This is a genomic window from Streptomyces sp. NPDC021749, from assembly GCF_040640655.1.
Lineage (GTDB): Bacteria > Actinomycetota > Actinomycetes > Streptomycetales > Streptomycetaceae > Streptomyces.
On record NZ_JBFACE010000011.1, the window covers coordinates 124260 to 139279 of the forward strand.

12 protein-coding genes and 1 tRNA gene are annotated in these 15020 nt (G+C 72.1%); 3 read left to right on the top strand and 10 right to left on the bottom strand.

Going from position 1 to position 15020, the window contains the following annotated elements:
- Positions 1-57 precede the first annotated feature (57 nt).
- The 4 genes from AB0G35_RS13875 to AB0G35_RS13890 form a co-directional block, all read right to left on the bottom strand.
- Positions 58-133: transfer RNA gene (locus AB0G35_RS13875), tRNA-His, on the bottom strand.
- A 159-nt stretch (positions 134-292) separates the two neighbouring features.
- Positions 293-946 carry an oligoribonuclease gene (gene orn, locus AB0G35_RS13880; protein ID WP_360948121.1) on the bottom strand — a complete coding sequence of 218 codons (654 nt, stop codon included), beginning with the start codon at positions 944-946 and terminating at the stop codon, positions 293-295.
- Between the two features lie 5 nt (positions 947-951).
- Positions 952-2229, bottom strand: a complete 1278-nt coding sequence (locus tag AB0G35_RS13885) for a helix-turn-helix domain-containing protein (RefSeq protein ID WP_360948123.1) — start codon at positions 2227-2229, stop codon at positions 952-954.
- Positions 2230-2578: 349 nt separating this feature from the next.
- On the bottom strand, positions 2579-2851 hold the full coding sequence (locus AB0G35_RS13890; protein ID WP_360948125.1) for a hypothetical protein: 273 nt from the start codon (positions 2849-2851) through the stop codon (positions 2579-2581).
- Positions 2852-3253: 402 nt separating this feature from the next.
- On the opposite strand from AB0G35_RS13890, the gene AB0G35_RS13895 reads away from it, so the two are divergent.
- Complete coding sequence (locus tag AB0G35_RS13895; RefSeq protein ID WP_261951304.1) at positions 3254-3775, top strand: universal stress protein; 522 nt, start codon at positions 3254-3256, stop codon at positions 3773-3775.
- 392 nt (positions 3776-4167) lie between these two features.
- Here the strand turns inward: AB0G35_RS13895 and glmS are convergent, their stop codons facing one another.
- Complete coding sequence (glmS, locus tag AB0G35_RS13900; protein ID WP_360948127.1) at positions 4168-5994, bottom strand: glutamine--fructose-6-phosphate transaminase (isomerizing); 1827 nt, start codon at positions 5992-5994, stop codon at positions 4168-4170.
- A gap of 86 nt (positions 5995-6080) precedes the next feature.
- A complete protein-coding gene (locus AB0G35_RS13905) occupies positions 6081-6368 on the bottom strand; it encodes a hypothetical protein (RefSeq protein WP_026170258.1) in 288 nt (95 codons plus the stop codon).
- Positions 6369-6550: 182 nt separating this feature from the next.
- On the opposite strand from AB0G35_RS13905, the gene AB0G35_RS13910 reads away from it, so the two are divergent.
- A complete protein-coding gene (locus AB0G35_RS13910; RefSeq protein ID WP_360948129.1) occupies positions 6551-8146 on the top strand; it encodes a beta-N-acetylhexosaminidase in 1596 nt (531 codons plus the stop codon).
- Positions 8147-8382: 236 nt separating this feature from the next.
- Here AB0G35_RS13910 and AB0G35_RS13915 read toward each other — a convergent pair whose 3' ends face one another.
- From AB0G35_RS13915 to AB0G35_RS13930, 4 genes are read right to left on the bottom strand one after another with little or no spacing between them, the layout of a single operon-like run.
- Positions 8383-9537 (bottom strand): acyl-CoA dehydrogenase family protein, encoded by a 1155-nt coding sequence (locus tag AB0G35_RS13915; protein ID WP_360948131.1) that lies wholly within the window; start codon positions 9535-9537, stop codon positions 8383-8385.
- A gap of 2 nt (positions 9538-9539) precedes the next feature.
- Entirely contained in the window at positions 9540-10481 is a 942-nt protein-coding gene (locus tag AB0G35_RS13920; protein WP_360948133.1) for a hydroxymethylglutaryl-CoA lyase, read from the bottom strand.
- Entirely contained in the window at positions 10478-12481 is a 2004-nt protein-coding gene (locus AB0G35_RS13925) for a biotin carboxylase N-terminal domain-containing protein (RefSeq protein ID WP_360948135.1), read from the bottom strand. Before AB0G35_RS13925 ends, AB0G35_RS13920 begins: the two co-directional genes overlap by 4 nt.
- A 5-nt stretch (positions 12482-12486) precedes the next feature.
- The gene (locus tag AB0G35_RS13930; RefSeq protein WP_360948137.1) at positions 12487-14130 is read right to left on the bottom strand and encodes a carboxyl transferase domain-containing protein; all 1644 of its coding nucleotides are present in this window, start codon (positions 14128-14130) and stop codon (positions 12487-12489) included.
- Positions 14131-14263: 133 nt separating this feature from the next.
- Between AB0G35_RS13930 and AB0G35_RS13935 the strand changes: the two genes are divergently transcribed.
- Positions 14264-14908, top strand: a complete 645-nt coding sequence (locus tag AB0G35_RS13935; RefSeq protein WP_360948139.1) for a TetR/AcrR family transcriptional regulator — start codon at positions 14264-14266, stop codon at positions 14906-14908.
- Positions 14909-15020: the final 112 nt, after the last annotated feature.

Sequence of the window (15020 nt, forward strand, 5' to 3'; positions counted from 1 at the left end):
GCCGCCTCGGCCCCCGGCAACACGAAGGCCCCCGACCAGAGGTCGGGGGCCTTTCAGTGGGGTGAGTAACGGGACTTGAACCCGCGACATCCTGGACCACAACCAGGTGCTCTACCAGCTGAGCTATACCCACCATGACCGGTGCTGTGTGGTTCTTTTTCCCCACCGGCTGAGAAAAAGTGTACAGGGTCTTCGGGGGTGCTCGCGCCCAGGTTTCCCGCCGGGGGAGCGTGGGCGTGTCTTCCGGGTCACCGCAGCTGCGGCGACGACCCGGAAGACGGCCCGGGGCGGGTCACGACGACGGCGCGGCCTGGGGTGCGGCAGGCGGCGCGGACTCCGGCGCCGGCTCGGCCGGCAGGACGTGCTTGGCGGCGATGGCCTTCGCGGTGTCCGAGTCGGGGCCGGGCTGCGGGACGAAGACCGCCTCCCGGTAGTAGCGCAGTTCCGCGATGGACTCACGGATGTCCGCCAGCGCCCGGTGGTTGCCGTTCTTGTCCGGACTGTTGAAGTAGGCCCGCGGGAACCAGCGCCGGGCCAGCTCCTTCACGGACGACACGTCGACGATCCGGTAATGGAGATGGCTCTCCAGCGCCGGCATGTCGCGCAGCAGGAAGCCACGGTCGGTGCCGACGGAATTGCCGCACAGCGGCGCCTTCCCCGGCTCCGGCACGTGCTGCTTGATATACGCCAGCACCTGCTCCTCGGCCGCCTCCAGCGTCGTTCCGCCGTCCAGCTCCGCCAGCAACCCGGACGCGGTGTGCATCTGGCGCACCACCTCCGGCATGGTGCGCAGCGCCTCGGCCGGGGGGCGGATCACCACATCCACCCCGTCGCCCAGCACATTCAGCTCGGAGTCGGTGACCAGGGCGGCCACCTCGATGAGCGCGTCGTTCGCCAGCGAGAGACCGGTCATCTCGCAGTCGATCCACACCATGCGATCGTTCATACATCTCACCCTACGGGGCGCTCGCGCTGTCCGGGGAGCACGGGGCGCCCGGCAGTCCGGCCGACCGCGGCCTCCGGCAGCCGGGCGGCGTACGCGTCCGACGGCGGTTTGGCCGCCTCGGCCGCCTCCGGCAGGCCGTGACCGGCCAGTGCGGCCGCGGAGAATCCCGCACCCGCCCCCAGCGCAGCCCGCTCGCGCTCCGGCCGCTCGGCGCGCTCGGCCCGCTCGGGTCTGAGCGCGGGCTCATGCGCACCGTTCTGCGGCCTGCGCGCACGGTAGGCGGCGCGGTAGGCGGCCGGCGAGGCCCCCAGCTGGCGCCGGAAGTGGCCGCGCAGCGCGACCGGCGACCGGAACCCGCAGCGGCCGGCGACCTCGTCCACCGAATAGTCGGAGGTCTCCAGCAGCCGCTGGGCCTGCAGCACCCGCTGGGTGATCAGCCACTGCAGCGGCGCGCTCCCGGTGAGGGAACGGAACCGCCGGTCGAAGGTGCGTCGGCTCATGTACGCACGCGCGGCGAGCGTCTCCACGTCGAACTGCTCGTGGAGGTGCTCCAGCGCCCAGGCGACGACCTCGGCGAGCGGGTCGGCGCCGATCTCCTCCGGTAATGACCTGTCCAGGTAGCGCTGGTGGCCGAGATCGGAGGCGGTGCGGCGGGGCGGCACCACCAGCCGGCGGGCCAGCGCGTTCGCGGCGTCCGCGCCGTGGTCGGTGCGCACGATGTGCAGACACAGGTCGATGCCGGCGGCGGTGCCCGCGGACGTCAGCACGTCGCCGTCGTCGACGAACAGCTCCCGTGGGTCGACGTGGACGGACGGATAACGCTTGGCGAGCGTCGGCGCGTACATCCAGTGGGTCGTGGCCGGGCGGCCGTCGAGCAGTCCGGCCGCGGCGAGGACGAACGCCCCCGTGCACAGCCCGACGATCCTGGCCCCCTCTTCGTGCGCCCGGCGCAGCGCGTCGAGCGCGGCGGGCGGCGGGGCCTGGGTGATGGAACGCCAGGCCGGTACGACGACCGTCCCGGCACGGGAGATCGCCTCCAGCCCGTAGGGGGCGGACAGCTCCAGCCCCCCGGTCGTGCGCAAAGGTGCATCTTCGCCCGCGCACACAAGTAGCCGGTACCTCGGAACGCCGGCGTCCTGTCGGTCGATGCCGAAGACCGAGAGCGGAATGGAGCTCTCGAAAATAGGGCCGCCGCTGAAGAGAAGCACCGCGACTATTTCGCGGCGCCGTCGGGCGGCGAGCTTGCGTGCGGCATCTGGTACGGCAGCGGAGTCCTGGCTCATGGCACTTAAGCCCCCCTCGGTCGTCTCGCCCTCTCGGTCCTGCACAGTTCCCCCGCCGTCACTACCAAGATCGAATCTACTGTGTTCCGTGAGGATGGAGTGCCAAGTTCACCACCCGCTGGTATGTCGATATGGCAACTTGGCGCGAAGCATTCGATCACGAAGCGTTCCACTCGTCGGCCCTGCATGGGAAGTACGCGTCTCGGCTCTGCCCGTTCGCAGTAGGACACAACCATGCCCAGCGGTCCTTTCCTCCCTGCTCACACCGGGGTTGGGGGGTGTCGGGGGCAAGGCGGGGGTGCCGACCGGAAGTTGGCTGAAAACGGTCGCGCGCGGACTTGCAGACGCCTCAACCCTCCGGCGTACGCCGTTCGCCGTGCCGCCCGCCCCTGCGCGCCCGCGCCCCGGAACGTCCGCTTCTGTCCCGTTGCCGCCCGGCGGCACGCCTGCGCAGACCGGTCGCGGTCCGTTCGGACCGCCGCAACAGCGCGCGGCAGGCACAGGTCACCGCGGCGAGACCGGCGGCGGTGCCGGCCGCGCCGGCCCAGGAGGCGCCGCTGATGATCAGCACCAAGGGGACCAGGGCGCAGCTGAACGCGCCCCAGCGCACGACATCGCTCACTGGGTCGGGTGATCTGTCGGGCGGCAACGGCACCTCGGGCTCCCCTCGGGCGGGCTGCTACTACAACGCCGCCGACGATCTTGGGTCACCGCGAGGGGTACGTACGGGGGCAGGACGGGGCATTGCCATCCGCGCCGTGCTCCGGCATGCTCCGGGGAACGTTCGAGGCCCCCCGGGTCCACCTCGTCCGGGTGCCTGGCGCCCGCGGCGGGCTCTGGGCAGCGGGGGAGTGGCGCCGTACTCTTGGGGTATCGGGTTGGGAAGATGATTCCCAGTCGTATCGTTCCTCTTTGAACTATGGCTCCCGGTCCTCGATCGAGCCAGCTCAGTCAACTGCCGGATCAAGTCAATCGCCGTTCCCCGTTCGCCCCTCCGCAAGAGGACGTCCTCGCCGAGACACCAATGGCCGGTCACGAAATCCCCGAACCCGCGGACCGCAAGCAGGTCGCCGATCCGATGGCGGACCTGGAAGCGGCGGAAAAGACGCGCCACTCCTGCGATCCGGCATTCCGGCACGGCGTCGTGGTCGGCTTCGACGGCTCCATGTCGAGCGAACGGGCGTTGGCGTATGCAATCGGTATCGCGCGGCGCCACGGCGCCGGACTGATCATCGTCCACGTCGCCAACCGCCTGCCGACGACGGTCTGGGCGGGCTGCGAGCCCCCGGTCTTCGTCGACGTACCGGATCACCGCACCGAGGTGCTCGGGCTGGAGCTGGCCTGCGCGGACCACCTCTCCGAGGTGCCCTGGATCCTGGTCGAGCGCGGCGGGGACATCTGCCACGAGCTGGAGGAGGTCGGCCGGGAGTACGAGGCCGACGCGATCGTGGTCGGCTCGACGCACGGCATCGTCGGCCGGATCTTCGGCTCGGTCGCGGGCCGGCTGGCCCGCCGGGCACAGCGCCCGGTCATCGTGATTCCCTGACGGACCGCTTCTTCTCTTCGCCTCCCACGCACAGTTGAGGAGGCGTCATGAACGGGTTGTGCCGGCGCCCTCCTCATCTCTTGCGAAGCGAAAGAGGTGGATTGTGCGCCAATGATGGGTAGAAAACGGTCACGTGGGCGCGCCGCGTCACGGGCCCGGCGGCCGCGCGCACGGCAACTGCGTGCTACCGGACGGGAAGTGACGGTTCCCAGGCGGTGGCATCCCGTCGGCGTTCTGGGCGACGCCGGCACAGGGGAGGCGGCAGCGTCGCGCGCGTAGGTGGCACGCGCGCGACGCGGTCGCTCTTCGCGCCTCAGTCGGCGCCGCTCCCGCGGAGGCGCTTGCCCGCCGCGGGGGTTGTTCAATTGTCGCTTCGGTGGGACGGGCGAGGATTACTCGACGGTGACCGACTTCGCGAGGTTGCGGGGCTTGTCGATGTCCCGGCCGAGGGCCAACGCCGTGTGGTAGGCGAGCAGTTGGAGCGGGATGCCCATCAGGATCGGGTCCAGCTCGGGCTCGTTCTTCGGGACGATGATGGTGTCGTCGGCCTTCTCCTGGTCCTGGTGCGCGACGGCCAGGATGCGTCCGCTGCGGGCCTTGATCTCCTCCAGGGCGGCGCGGTTCTTCTCCAGCAGGTCGTCGTCCGGGACGATCGCGACGGTCGGCATGGCGGGCTCGATGAGCGCCAGCGGGCCGTGCTTGAGCTCGGAGGCCGGGTACGCCTCGGCGTGGATGTAGGAGACCTCCTTGAGCTTCAGGGACGCCTCACGGGCCACCGGGTAGCCGCGGACCCGGCCGATGAACATCATCGACTTGGCGTCCGCGTAGCGCGCCGCCAGCTTCTTGATCTCGTCCTCGCCCTTGAGGATCTCGTCGATCTGGCCGGGCAGCTTGCGCAGGCCCTCGATGATCCGCTTGCCGTCCGCGACGGACAGGTCGCGGATCCGGCCGAGGTGCAGGGCGAGCAGCGCGAAGGAGACCACCATGTTGGTGAAGCACTTGGTGGAGACCACGCAGACCTCCGGGCCGGCGTGCACGTAGATGCCGCCGTCGGTCTCCCGGGCGATCGCCGAGCCGACCACGTTCACCAGGCCCAGGACCCGGGCGCCCTTGCGCTTGAGCTCCTGGACGGCGGCCAGCACGTCGTAGGTCTCACCGGACTGGGAGACCGCGACGTACAGGGTGTCGGGGTCCACGACGGGGGCGCGGTAGCGGAACTCGGAGGCCGGCTCGGCGTCCGAGGGGATGCGGGCCAGCTCCTCGATCATCTGCGCGCCGATCTGGCCGGCGTGGTACGAGGTGCCGCAGCCGAGGATCTTCACCCGGCGGATGGTGCGGGCCTCGCGGGCGTCGAGGTTGAGGCCGCCGAGGTGCACGGTGGAGAACCGGTCGTCGATCCGGCCGCGCAGCGCGCGGTCCACCGCGTCCGCCTGCTCGGAGATCTCCTTGTGCATGTAGGTGTCGTGGCCGCCCAGGTCGTACGACTCGGCCGCGTACTCGACCGTCTCCGGGGCGCTGTTGGTGCGCGAGCCCTCGGTGGTGTACGTGCGGTAGTCGTCGGCCTTGAGGGTGGCCATCTCGCCGTCGTCGAGGGTGACGACCTGGCGGGTGTGCGAGACCAGCGCGGCGACGTCGGACGAGACGAACATCTCGTGCTCGCCGATGCCGAGCACGACCGGGGAGCCGTTGCGGGCGACCACGATCCGGTCGGTGAAGTCGGAGTGCAGCACGGCGATGCCGTAGGTGCCCTCGATGTGCCGCAGCGCCTCGCGGACCTTCTCCTCCAGCGTCTCGGCGGTGGAGCGGCCGATGAGGTGCGCGAGGACCTCGGTGTCGGTCTCGGAGGCGAAGTCGACGCCGTCGGCGGCCAGCCGGGCGCGCAGCTCGGCGGCGTTGTCGATGATGCCGTTGTGGACGACGGCGACCTTGCCCTCGGTGTCCAGGTGCGGGTGCGCGTTGTCGTCGGTGGGCGCGCCGTGGGTGGCCCAGCGGGTGTGCGCGATGCCGGTGGTGCCGGCGAACCGCTTCGGCAGCCGGGCCTCCAGTTCCCGGACCCGGCCCTTGGCCTTGGCGGTCTTCAGGCCCGCGGACTTGCCGGTGCCGCTCGCGTGGAGCGCGATGCCGGCCGAGTCGTAGCCGCGGTACTCCAGGCGGGCCAGGCCCTCCAGGAGCAGGGGAGCAACATCACGTTTGCCGATATATCCGACGATCCCGCACATACAGTGACCCTCCGAGAAAGACGTGTGTCGGTTGTGGTGTGCCCGGCGCCGGCCGGGCGCCGGCCGTGGACCGGTCCGGTGGACCGTCAGCCGTAGACGAGGCGGCGCAGCTGGCGGGCGGAGAGATCGGGCGGGGCCACGGCGCGGTGCGGCATCTCGTGGCGGATCCGTTCGAAGATCTCCTCGTTGCGCAGTCCCTGGGACTGCAGCTCCCGATGGCGCCGGCGGACGAACTCCTCCGTCGTCTCGTCGAAGTACGCCAGCACGTCCAGCACCACCCGGGCGGCCTCACCGCGCTGCAGCGGTGTGCTGCGCACCAGGTGGTCCACCAGGTCTTCGTGTGGCGCTTCTGCGCGGTGACGGCGTTCGAGCACCCGTAGATACTGCGGGGCCCCGCCGGGAATCGCAAGAATTCTGCCCGATATCGGGCAGGTCGCCGGTTTGGGTGCGCGAAAGTGGTCTACACCTTGACCCCGTTCCAGGCTCGCGGTACGCATGGTCACCGCTCGGTCGCTCCATGCCATGACATGCCCGACGCTCGCCGAAGGGACCGTCGATGAGACGACGCAGACTGCTGGGCTCGCTGCTGCTGACCGTGGCCGCGGCGCTGGGAACCGCCGCCGCACCGCCCACCGCCGCACGGGCCGCCGCCCCCACCGTCCCCCTCGACCGGGTCGTACCCGCCCCGGCCTCGGTGCACGAGGGCGGCACCCCGTACACGATCGGCGCCGCCACCCGCATCCGGGTGCCCGGCGGCTCGGGGGACGCGCGGCGGATCGCCGGCTATCTGGCGGGCCTGCTGCGCCCCTCCACCGGCTACGCCCTGCCGGTCACTACCAAGGGCGGTGACGGCATCGTGCTGCGGCTCGGCGGCCGGGGCACCGCGGAGCTGGGCGCGGAGGGCTACCGGCTGCGCGTGGACGGCCGCGGGGTGACGATCGGCGCCCACCGGCCCGCCGGCCTCTTCCACGCCGTCCAGACGCTCCGCCAGCTGCTGCCCGCGGCCGCCGGCGCACACCGCGAGCAGGCCGGGCCCTGGAGGATCGCCGGCGGCACCGTCACCGACACCCCGCGCTACGGATACCGCGGCGCGATGCTCGACGTGTCCCGGCACTTCTTCACCGTCGCCCAGGTCAAGCGCTACATCGACCAGCTGGCGATGTACAAGATCAACAAACTGCATCTGCACCTCTCCGACGACCAGGGATGGCGGATCGCCATCCGCTCCTGGCCGCGGCTGGCGACCTACGGCGGCTCCACCCAGGTCGGCGGCGGCAGGGGCGGCTACTACAGCCAGGACGACTACCGCGAGATCCTCCGCTACGCCGCCGACCGCTATCTGGCCGTCGTCCCCGAGATCGACATGCCGGGCCACACCAACGCCGCCCTGGCCTCGTACGCCGACCTCAACTGCAACGGCGTCGCACCACCCCTCTACACCGGCACCCACGTCGGCTTCAGCTCGCTGTGCGTCCCCAAGAAGGTCACCTACGACTTCGTCGACGACGTCGTCCGCGAGCTCGCCCGGCTCACCCCGGGCCGGTACCTTCACATCGGCGGCGACGAGGCGCACTCCACCAGCCACGCGGACTACGTCACCTTCATGGACAAGGTGCAGCCGGTGGTCGCCAAGTACGGCAAGACCGTGATCGGCTGGCACCAGCTGACCGGCGCGCACCCGGCGGAGGGCGCCCTCGCCCAGTACTGGGGCTACGACGCCACCGGCGCGGCCGAGCGGCAGCAGGTCACCGACGCCGCCCGGAACGGCACCGGGCTGATCCTCTCGCCCGCCGACCGCGCCTACCTCGACATGAAGTACGACAAGGACACCCCGCTCGGCCTGAACTGGGCCGGCTACGTGGGCGTCCGCCGGGCGTACGACTGGGACCCGGGCAGCTACCTCCAGGGCGCGCCCGGCGACGCGATCCGGGGCGTCGAGGCGCCGCTGTGGTCCGAGACCCTCTCCACCTCCGCGCACATCGAGTACATGGCCTTCCCGCGGCTGCCCGGCATCGCCGAGCTCGGCTGGTCCCCCGCGGACACCCACGACTGGGCCTCGTACCGCGAGCGGCTGGCCGCCCAGGGCCCCCGCTGGGACGCCCTGGGCATCCACTACTACCGCTCACCGGAGGTCCCGTGGCCGGGGGCGTGACCGCGCGCGCGACGGCGTCAACGGGTGCGCGTGCCGCAACGGGGTAGGGGTGCCGGCGGCGTAATGCCGCGCGCGAGGGTGCGAACGGTGCGCGCGACGGCGTAACGCTGCCGGCGGCGGGATGCTGCGCGCCACAACGTGGTGGCTCCCGGAATTCCCCCGGCCCCCACCACGTTGTGGCCCCACAGGGGGCGCTCGCACCCCCTACGGGATCTGTTCGACCGCCCCTTACGGGACTAGAACCCCAACTCCCGCGCGATCAGCATCCGCTGGACCTCGCTGGTGCCCTCGCCGATCTCCAGGATCTTGGCGTCCCGCCACATCCGGGCCACCGGGTACTCGTTCATGAAGCCGTAGCCGCCGTGGATCTGGGTGGCCTCGCGGGCGTTGTCCACCGCGATCTCGGAGGAGTACAGCTTCGCCAGCGCCGCCTCCTTCTTGAACGGCTCGCCGTGCACCAGCCGGGAGGCGGCGTCGCGCCACGCCAGCCGGGCGGTGTGCGCCCGCATCTCCATGTCGGCGAGCTTGAACTGGATCGCCTGGTTGGCGCCGATCGGCTTCCCGAAGGCGTGACGTTCCTTCGCGTACGTCACCGACTCGTCCACACAGCCCTGCGCCAGGCCGGTGGCCAGCGCCGCGATGGCGATCCGGCCCTCGTCGAGGATCCGCAGGAACTGGGCGTAGCCGCGGCCCTCCTCGCCGAGGAGGTTGCCGGCCGGCACCCGGACGTCCGCGAACGACAGCTCGCGGGTGTCCGAGGCGCTCCAGCCGACCTTGGAGTACGGGGCGGCGACCGTGAAACCGGGGGTGCCGGACGGCACGATGATCGAGGAGATCTCCGGGGAGCCGTCGGCCTTGCGGCCGGTGACCGCGGTGACCGTCACCAGCCCGGTGATGTCCGTACCGGAGTTGGTGATGAAGCATTTGCTGCCGTTGATCACCCAGTCGTCGCCGTCCCGCACCGCGGTCGTGCGGGTCGCGCCGGCGTCCGAGCCGCCGTCCGGCTCGGTCAGGCCGAACGCGCCGAGCATCTCCCCGCTGCACAGCTTGGGCAGCCACTCGCGCTTCTGCTCCTCCGTGCCGAAGCGGTACAGGGGCATGGCGCCCAGCGAGACGCCGGCCTCCAGGGTGATCGCCACCGAGGAGTCGACCCGGGCCAGCTCCTCCAGGGCGATGCCGAGGGCGAGGTAGTCGCCGCCCATCCCGCCGTACTCCTCGGGGAACGGCAGGCCGAACAGGCCCATCCGGCCCATCTCCTGCACGATCTCGTACGGGAACGCATGCTGCTCGTAGTACTCGCCGATCTTCGGGGCGACGACGTCATGCGCGAACGCCTCGACCGTGCGCCGGAGTTCCTCCAGCTCTTCGGGCAGACGGTGGTCCAGGGTCATGGTCACTCCTTGTGGGAGAGGGCACGCAGGGTGCGCGAGGGGCTCGGGCGGCCCAGGACACCGGCCATCCACACGCTCGTGGCGGTGAGCCGGTCGAGATCGACGCCGGTCTCGATGCCGAGGCCGTGCAGCATCCACACGAGGTCCTCGGTGGCGAGGTTGCCGGTGGCGCTCTTGGCGTACGGGCAGCCGCCGAGGCCGCCCGCCGACGCGTCGACGGTGGTGACGCCAAGCTGCAGCGCGGCGAGGGTGTTGGCGAGGGCCTGCCCGTAGGTGTCGTGGAAGTGCACGCCCAGCTTCGAGGTGGGCACGCCCGCCTCGTTCAGGGCGGCGAGAAGGTGCTGGACGTGGCCCGGGGTGGCCACGCCGATGGTGTCGCCCAGGCTCAGCTCGTCGCAGCCCATGTCGAGCAGCGCCCGGCACACCCGGACCGTCTGCGCGACCGGCACCGGGCCCTCCCAGGGGTCGCCGAAGCACATCGACAGATAGCCGCGGACGTGCACCCCGGCCTCCTCGGCGCGGGCGACGACCGGGGCGAACATCGCCAGCGCCTCGTCGACCGTGCGGTTGAGGTTGGCCTTGGCGAACGACTCGGTGGCGCTGGCGAACACCGCGATCCGGCGGGCGCCCAGTGCCAGCGCCCGGTCCAGCCCGCGGTCGTTGGGCACCAGGACGGGCAGCCGCTGCGGGTCGAGGTCGCCCAGCAGCGGGAACAGCCGCTCGGCGTCGGCGAGTTGGGGCACCCACTTCGGATGCACGAAGCTGGTCGCCTCCACCACCGGCAGTCCCGCGTCGACGAGCCGGTGGACGAACTCGGCCTTGACCTCCGTGGGCACGACGGCCTGTTCGTTCTGCAGGCCGTCGCGTGCGCCGACCTCATGGATGCGCACCCGGGCGGGCAGCCCCTCCGCGGCGATCTGCATCGGCAGTCCGGTGACGGTCATGACGCCACCTCCCCGTCCGCGGCGTCGGTGCCGTCCGCGCCGTCCACGGGCGCGATCACGGCCAGCACCTGGTCCATGGCGACCGTCGAGCCGACCGTCACGTCGAGTTCGGTCACCGTCCCGGCATGCGGGGCGGAGATCACGTGTTCCATCTTCATCGCCTCCACCACCAGCAGTCCCTGGCCCGCGGTGACCTCGTCGCCGACCGCGACCTTGACGACCGTGACGGTGCCCGGCATCGGGGCGGCCAGGGTGTCCGCGCCGTGCGCCCCGGCGGCGCCGCGCAGCGCGGCCGCCACCGGGTCGTGGTCGGCCACCTGCCAGGCGTCGCCGTCCCTGCCGAGCCAGTCGCCGCTGCGGTGGAAGGTGTGCACGACCCCGTCGAGCGTGATCCGGACGCGGTCTGGTGTGACCTCGGCGGTGTCCTCCGGGCCGCCGGGCCGGACCTCGCGGACCACCGGGTCGTGGCCCGGCACCCGCAGCCAGTGGCGTACCGGCGCGGGCTCGCCGCCGAGCCGGAAACCGCTCGGCGCGGCGAACGGGTCGCGCCAGCCGGCCTCGTCCACCGCCGGCGCCAGGGCGGCCTGCCGCACCGCCGCGGCCGCCGCGTAGACCTCGTCCGGGACGCCCGTCTCGACCAGGCCGGCCGCGTCCCGCTCCACCAGTCCGGTGTCCAGCTCGCCGGAGACCACGTCGGGGTGGGCCAGCAGCCGCCGCAGGAAACCGGCGTTGGTCGTCACGCCGAGGGTGACGGTGTCGGCCAGCGCGGCCCGCAGCCGGCGCAGCGCGCTCGCCCGGTCCGGGCCGTGCGCGATGACCTTGGCGAGCATCGGGTCGTACCGGCTGCCGACCTCGCCGCCCTCGGTGAGGCCGGAGTCGGTACGGACCCCGCCCCCCTGCTCCTCGTGCAGCGAGAGCACCGTGCCGCCGGTCGGCAGGAAGTCGCGGGACGGGTCCTCGGCGCAGAGCCGGGCCTCGACCGCGTGCCCGGTGAGCGTGATGTCGTCCTGGGCGTACGGGAGGTGCTCGCCGGCCGCGATCCGCAGCTGCCACTCCACCAGGTCCAGGCCGGTGACGAGCTCGGTGACCGGGTGCTCCACCTGGAGGCGGGTGTTCATCTCCATGAAGTAGTAGGCGGAGGGGTCCTTGCCCGGGACGATGAACTCGACGGTGCCGGCGCCGCGGTAGCCGCAGGAGCGGGCCGCCTGCACGGCCGCCTCGCCCATCGCGGCCCGGGTCGCCTCGTCCAGCAGGACCGACGGGGCCTCCTCGATGATCTTCTGGTGGCGCCGCTGCAGGGAGCACTCGCGCTCGCCGAGGTGGAGGACGGTGCCGTGGCCGTCCGCCAGCACCTGGATCTCGATGTGCCGGGGCCGGTCGATCCAGCGCTCGACGAGGAGGGTGTCGTCGCCGAAGGACGAGCGGGCCTCGCGGCGGGCGGCGGCGATCTCCTCGGCCAGCAGCGCCTCGGCGCGCACCAGCCGCATGCCCTTGCCGCCGCCGCCCGCGGACGGCTTGAGCAGCACCGGCACGCCGATCTCGCGGGCCGCGGCGGCCAGTTGGGCGTCGTCCAGGCCGCTTCCGGAGGAGCCGGGGACGACCGGGACGCCGGCCGTGCGGACCGTCTCCTTGGCCCGGATCTTGTCGCCCATCAGCTCGATGGCGTCGGCGGGCGGGCCGATGAAGACCAGGCCCGCCTCGGCGCAGGCCCGGGCGAAGGCGGCGTTCTCGGCGAGGAAGCCGTAGCCGGGGTGGACGGCCTGGGCGCCGGTGCGCGCGGCGGCGTCCAGCAGTCGTGGGACGGACAGATAGCTCTCGGTGGCCGGGGCCGGGCCGATCCGTACGGCCGTGTCGGCCTCGCGGACGTGGCGGGCCCCGGCGTCCGCGTCGCTGAAGACGGCGATGGAGCGGATGCCGAGCGTACGGAGCGTGCGGATGACGCGGACCGCGATCTCGCCGCGGTTGGCGATCAGGACGCTGTCGAACATGGTCGTGGGCATTCCTCTCACATCCGGAAGACGCCGAACTGCGGCTCGCCCAAGGGGGCGTTGGCACAGGCGGTCAGGGCGAGGCCGAGGACCTGGCGGGTTTCGAGCGGGTCGATGACGCCGTCGTCCCACAGCCGGGCGGTGGCGTAGTAGGCGTTGCCCTGGGTCTCGTACTGGGCGCGGACCGGGGCCTTGAAGGCGTCCTCCTCCTCGGCGCTCCACTCCTCGCCGCGGGCCTCCATCTGGTCGCGCTTGACGGTGGCGAGGACCGAGGCGGCCTGCTCGCCGCCCATCACGGAGATCTTGGCGTTGGGCCACATCCACAGGAAGCGGGGGGAGTAGGCCCGGCCGCACATGGAGTAGTTGCCGGCGCCGTACGAGCCGCCGATGACGACGGTGAGCTTGGGGACCCGGGTGCAGGCCACGGCCGTGACCATCTTCGCGCCGTGTTTGGCGATGCCGCCCGCCTCGTAGTCCCGGCCGACCATGAAGCCGGAGATGTTCTGGAGGAACAGCAGGGGGATGCCGCGCTGGTCGCACAGCTCGATGAAGTGGGCGCCCTTCTGGGCGGATTCGGAGAACAGGATGCCGTTGTTGGCGACGATGCCGACCGGGTGGCCGTGCAGGTGGGCGAAGCCGGTGACCAGCGTCGTGCCGTACTCGGCCTTGAACTCGGCGAAGCGCGAGCCGTCCACGATCCGTGCGATCACCTCGCGCACGTCGTAGGGCGTCCGGGAGTCCACCGGCACCACGCCGTACAGCCCGGCCGGGTCGAGGGCGGGCTCCTCGACGGGCCGCACCGTCCAGGGCAGCGGGGGCCGTTCGCCGAGCGTCGAGACGATGGTGCGGACGATGCGCAGCGCGTGGGCGTCGTCCTCGGCGAGGTGGTCGGTGACGCCGGAGGTGCGGGAGTGCACCTCGCCGCCGCCCAGCTCCTCGGCGGTGACGACCTCGCCGGTGGCGGCCTTCACCAGCGGCGGCCCGCCGAGGAAGATCGTGCCCTGGTTGCGGACGATGACGGCCTCGTCGCTCATGGCCGGGACGTACGCGCCGCCCGCCGTGCACGAGCCGAGGACGGCGGCGATCTGCGGGATCCCGGCGCCGGACATCCGCGCCTGGTTGTAGAAGATCCGCCCGAAGTGCTCGCGGTCGGGGAACACCTCGTCCTGCATCGGCAGGAAGGCGCCGCCGGAGTCGACCAGGTAGACGCACGGCAGGTGGTTGTCGAGGGCCACCTCCTGGGCGCGCAGGTGCTTCTTGACCGTCATCGGGTAGTACGTGCCGCCCTTGACGGTGGCGTCGTTGGCGACGATCACGCATTCGCGTCCGCTGACCCGCCCGATGCCGGCGATCACCCCGGCGGCCGGTGCGGACCCGTCGTACATCCCCTCGGCGGCCAGCGGCGCCAGCTCCAGGAACGGCGAGCCGGCATCCAGCAGGGCGTCGACCCGGTCGCGGGGCAGCAGCTTGCCGCGGGCGGTGTGCCGCGCCCGGGCCTTCTCGCCGCCGCCGAGGCGGGCCGCGGCGAGCCGTTCGCGCAGCTCGGCGGCGAGCTCGCGGTGCGCGGCCTCGTTGGTCCGCCAGGAGTCGGAGGCCGGATCGTCCCTCGAACCCCGGCCGAGGGACGCCCCGTCGCCTCCCAGCACCGGTGCCTGCTCCATCACTACGAGCCCCCTTGCTCGGTCGTCCGCCCGCCCGCCGCGGTGCGCGGCCGCCGGGCATCCGGGTTAATGGGCGTTAACGTCGTTTCCTTCAGGTTAACGACCACTAACCCGGCTGTCTACAATCGACGGCATGAGTAATGCGCAGGCCCCCGCCCCGACCAGCCGCCGCGAGCAGATCCTGAAAGAGGCCGCCCGGCTCTTCGCCGAGCGCGGGTTCCACGGCGTCGGCGTGGACGAGATAGGGGCCGCCGTCGGCATCTCCGGCCCCGGGCTCTACCGCCACTTCGCCGGCAAGGACGCGATGCTCGCCGAGCTGCTGGTGGGGATCAGCGAGCGGCTGCTGGCGGGCGGCCGGATGCGGGTCGCGGAGGGCGGCGAGGACCCCGAGGCGGTGCTGCACGCGCTGATCGACGGCCACATCGACTTCGCCCTGGACGACCGCCCGCTGATCACCGTGCACGACCGCGAGCTGGACCGGCTGCGCGAGGCCGACCGCAAGCGGGTGCGCCAGCTCCAGCGGCAGTACGTCGAGCTGTGGGTGGAGGTCGTCCGCCAGGTCCACCCGGGCCCGTCGGAGTCCCAGGCCCGGGCCGCCGTGCACGCCGTCTTCGGCCTGCTGAACTCCACCCCCCACCTGGGCCGCCCCGGCTCCCTCCCGGGCCGCACGGAGATGGCGGAGCTGCTGCACCGGCTGGCGCTGGGTGCTTTCGGGGCGGTGGCGGAGGAGGCGGCGGGGGCGCCGGCCGCGGGGGGACCGGTGGCCGCGGGCGCTTAGTGCGCTGCCCCACAGGTTGTCGTTGACCTCTGGACAGTCCAGGTGACCGGCCGGTAGCTTTCGCTGACCAAGCGCTTAGACATGCGCGTGACCGGCGACCTGGAGGAGGCGA

Excerpts from the sequence above, each read along its gene's own strand:
- AB0G35_RS13895 (WP_261951304.1), top strand. The coding sequence starts at position 3,254 with ATGGCCGGTCACGAAATCCCCGAACCCGCGGACCGCAAGCAGGTCGCC.
- glmS (WP_360948127.1), bottom strand. The coding sequence starts at position 5,994 with ATGTGCGGGATCGTCGGATATATCGGCAAACGTGATGTTGCTCCCCTG.
- AB0G35_RS13925 (WP_360948135.1), bottom strand. The coding sequence starts at position 12,481 with ATGCCCACGACCATGTTCGACAGCGTCCTGATCGCCAACCGCGGCGAG.
- AB0G35_RS13885 (WP_360948123.1), bottom strand. The coding sequence starts at position 2,229 with ATGAGCCAGGACTCCGCTGCCGTACCAGATGCCGCACGCAAGCTCGCC.
- AB0G35_RS13915 (WP_360948131.1), bottom strand. The coding sequence starts at position 9,537 with ATGACCCTGGACCACCGTCTGCCCGAAGAGCTGGAGGAACTCCGGCGC.
- orn (WP_360948121.1), bottom strand. The coding sequence starts at position 946 with ATGAACGATCGCATGGTGTGGATCGACTGCGAGATGACCGGTCTCTCG.
- AB0G35_RS13930 (WP_360948137.1), bottom strand. The coding sequence starts at position 14,130 with ATGGAGCAGGCACCGGTGCTGGGAGGCGACGGGGCGTCCCTCGGCCGG.
- AB0G35_RS13910 (WP_360948129.1), top strand. The coding sequence starts at position 6,551 with ATGAGACGACGCAGACTGCTGGGCTCGCTGCTGCTGACCGTGGCCGCG.
- AB0G35_RS13920 (WP_360948133.1), bottom strand. The coding sequence starts at position 10,481 with ATGACCGTCACCGGACTGCCGATGCAGATCGCCGCGGAGGGGCTGCCC.
- AB0G35_RS13935 (WP_360948139.1), top strand. The coding sequence starts at position 14,264 with ATGAGTAATGCGCAGGCCCCCGCCCCGACCAGCCGCCGCGAGCAGATC.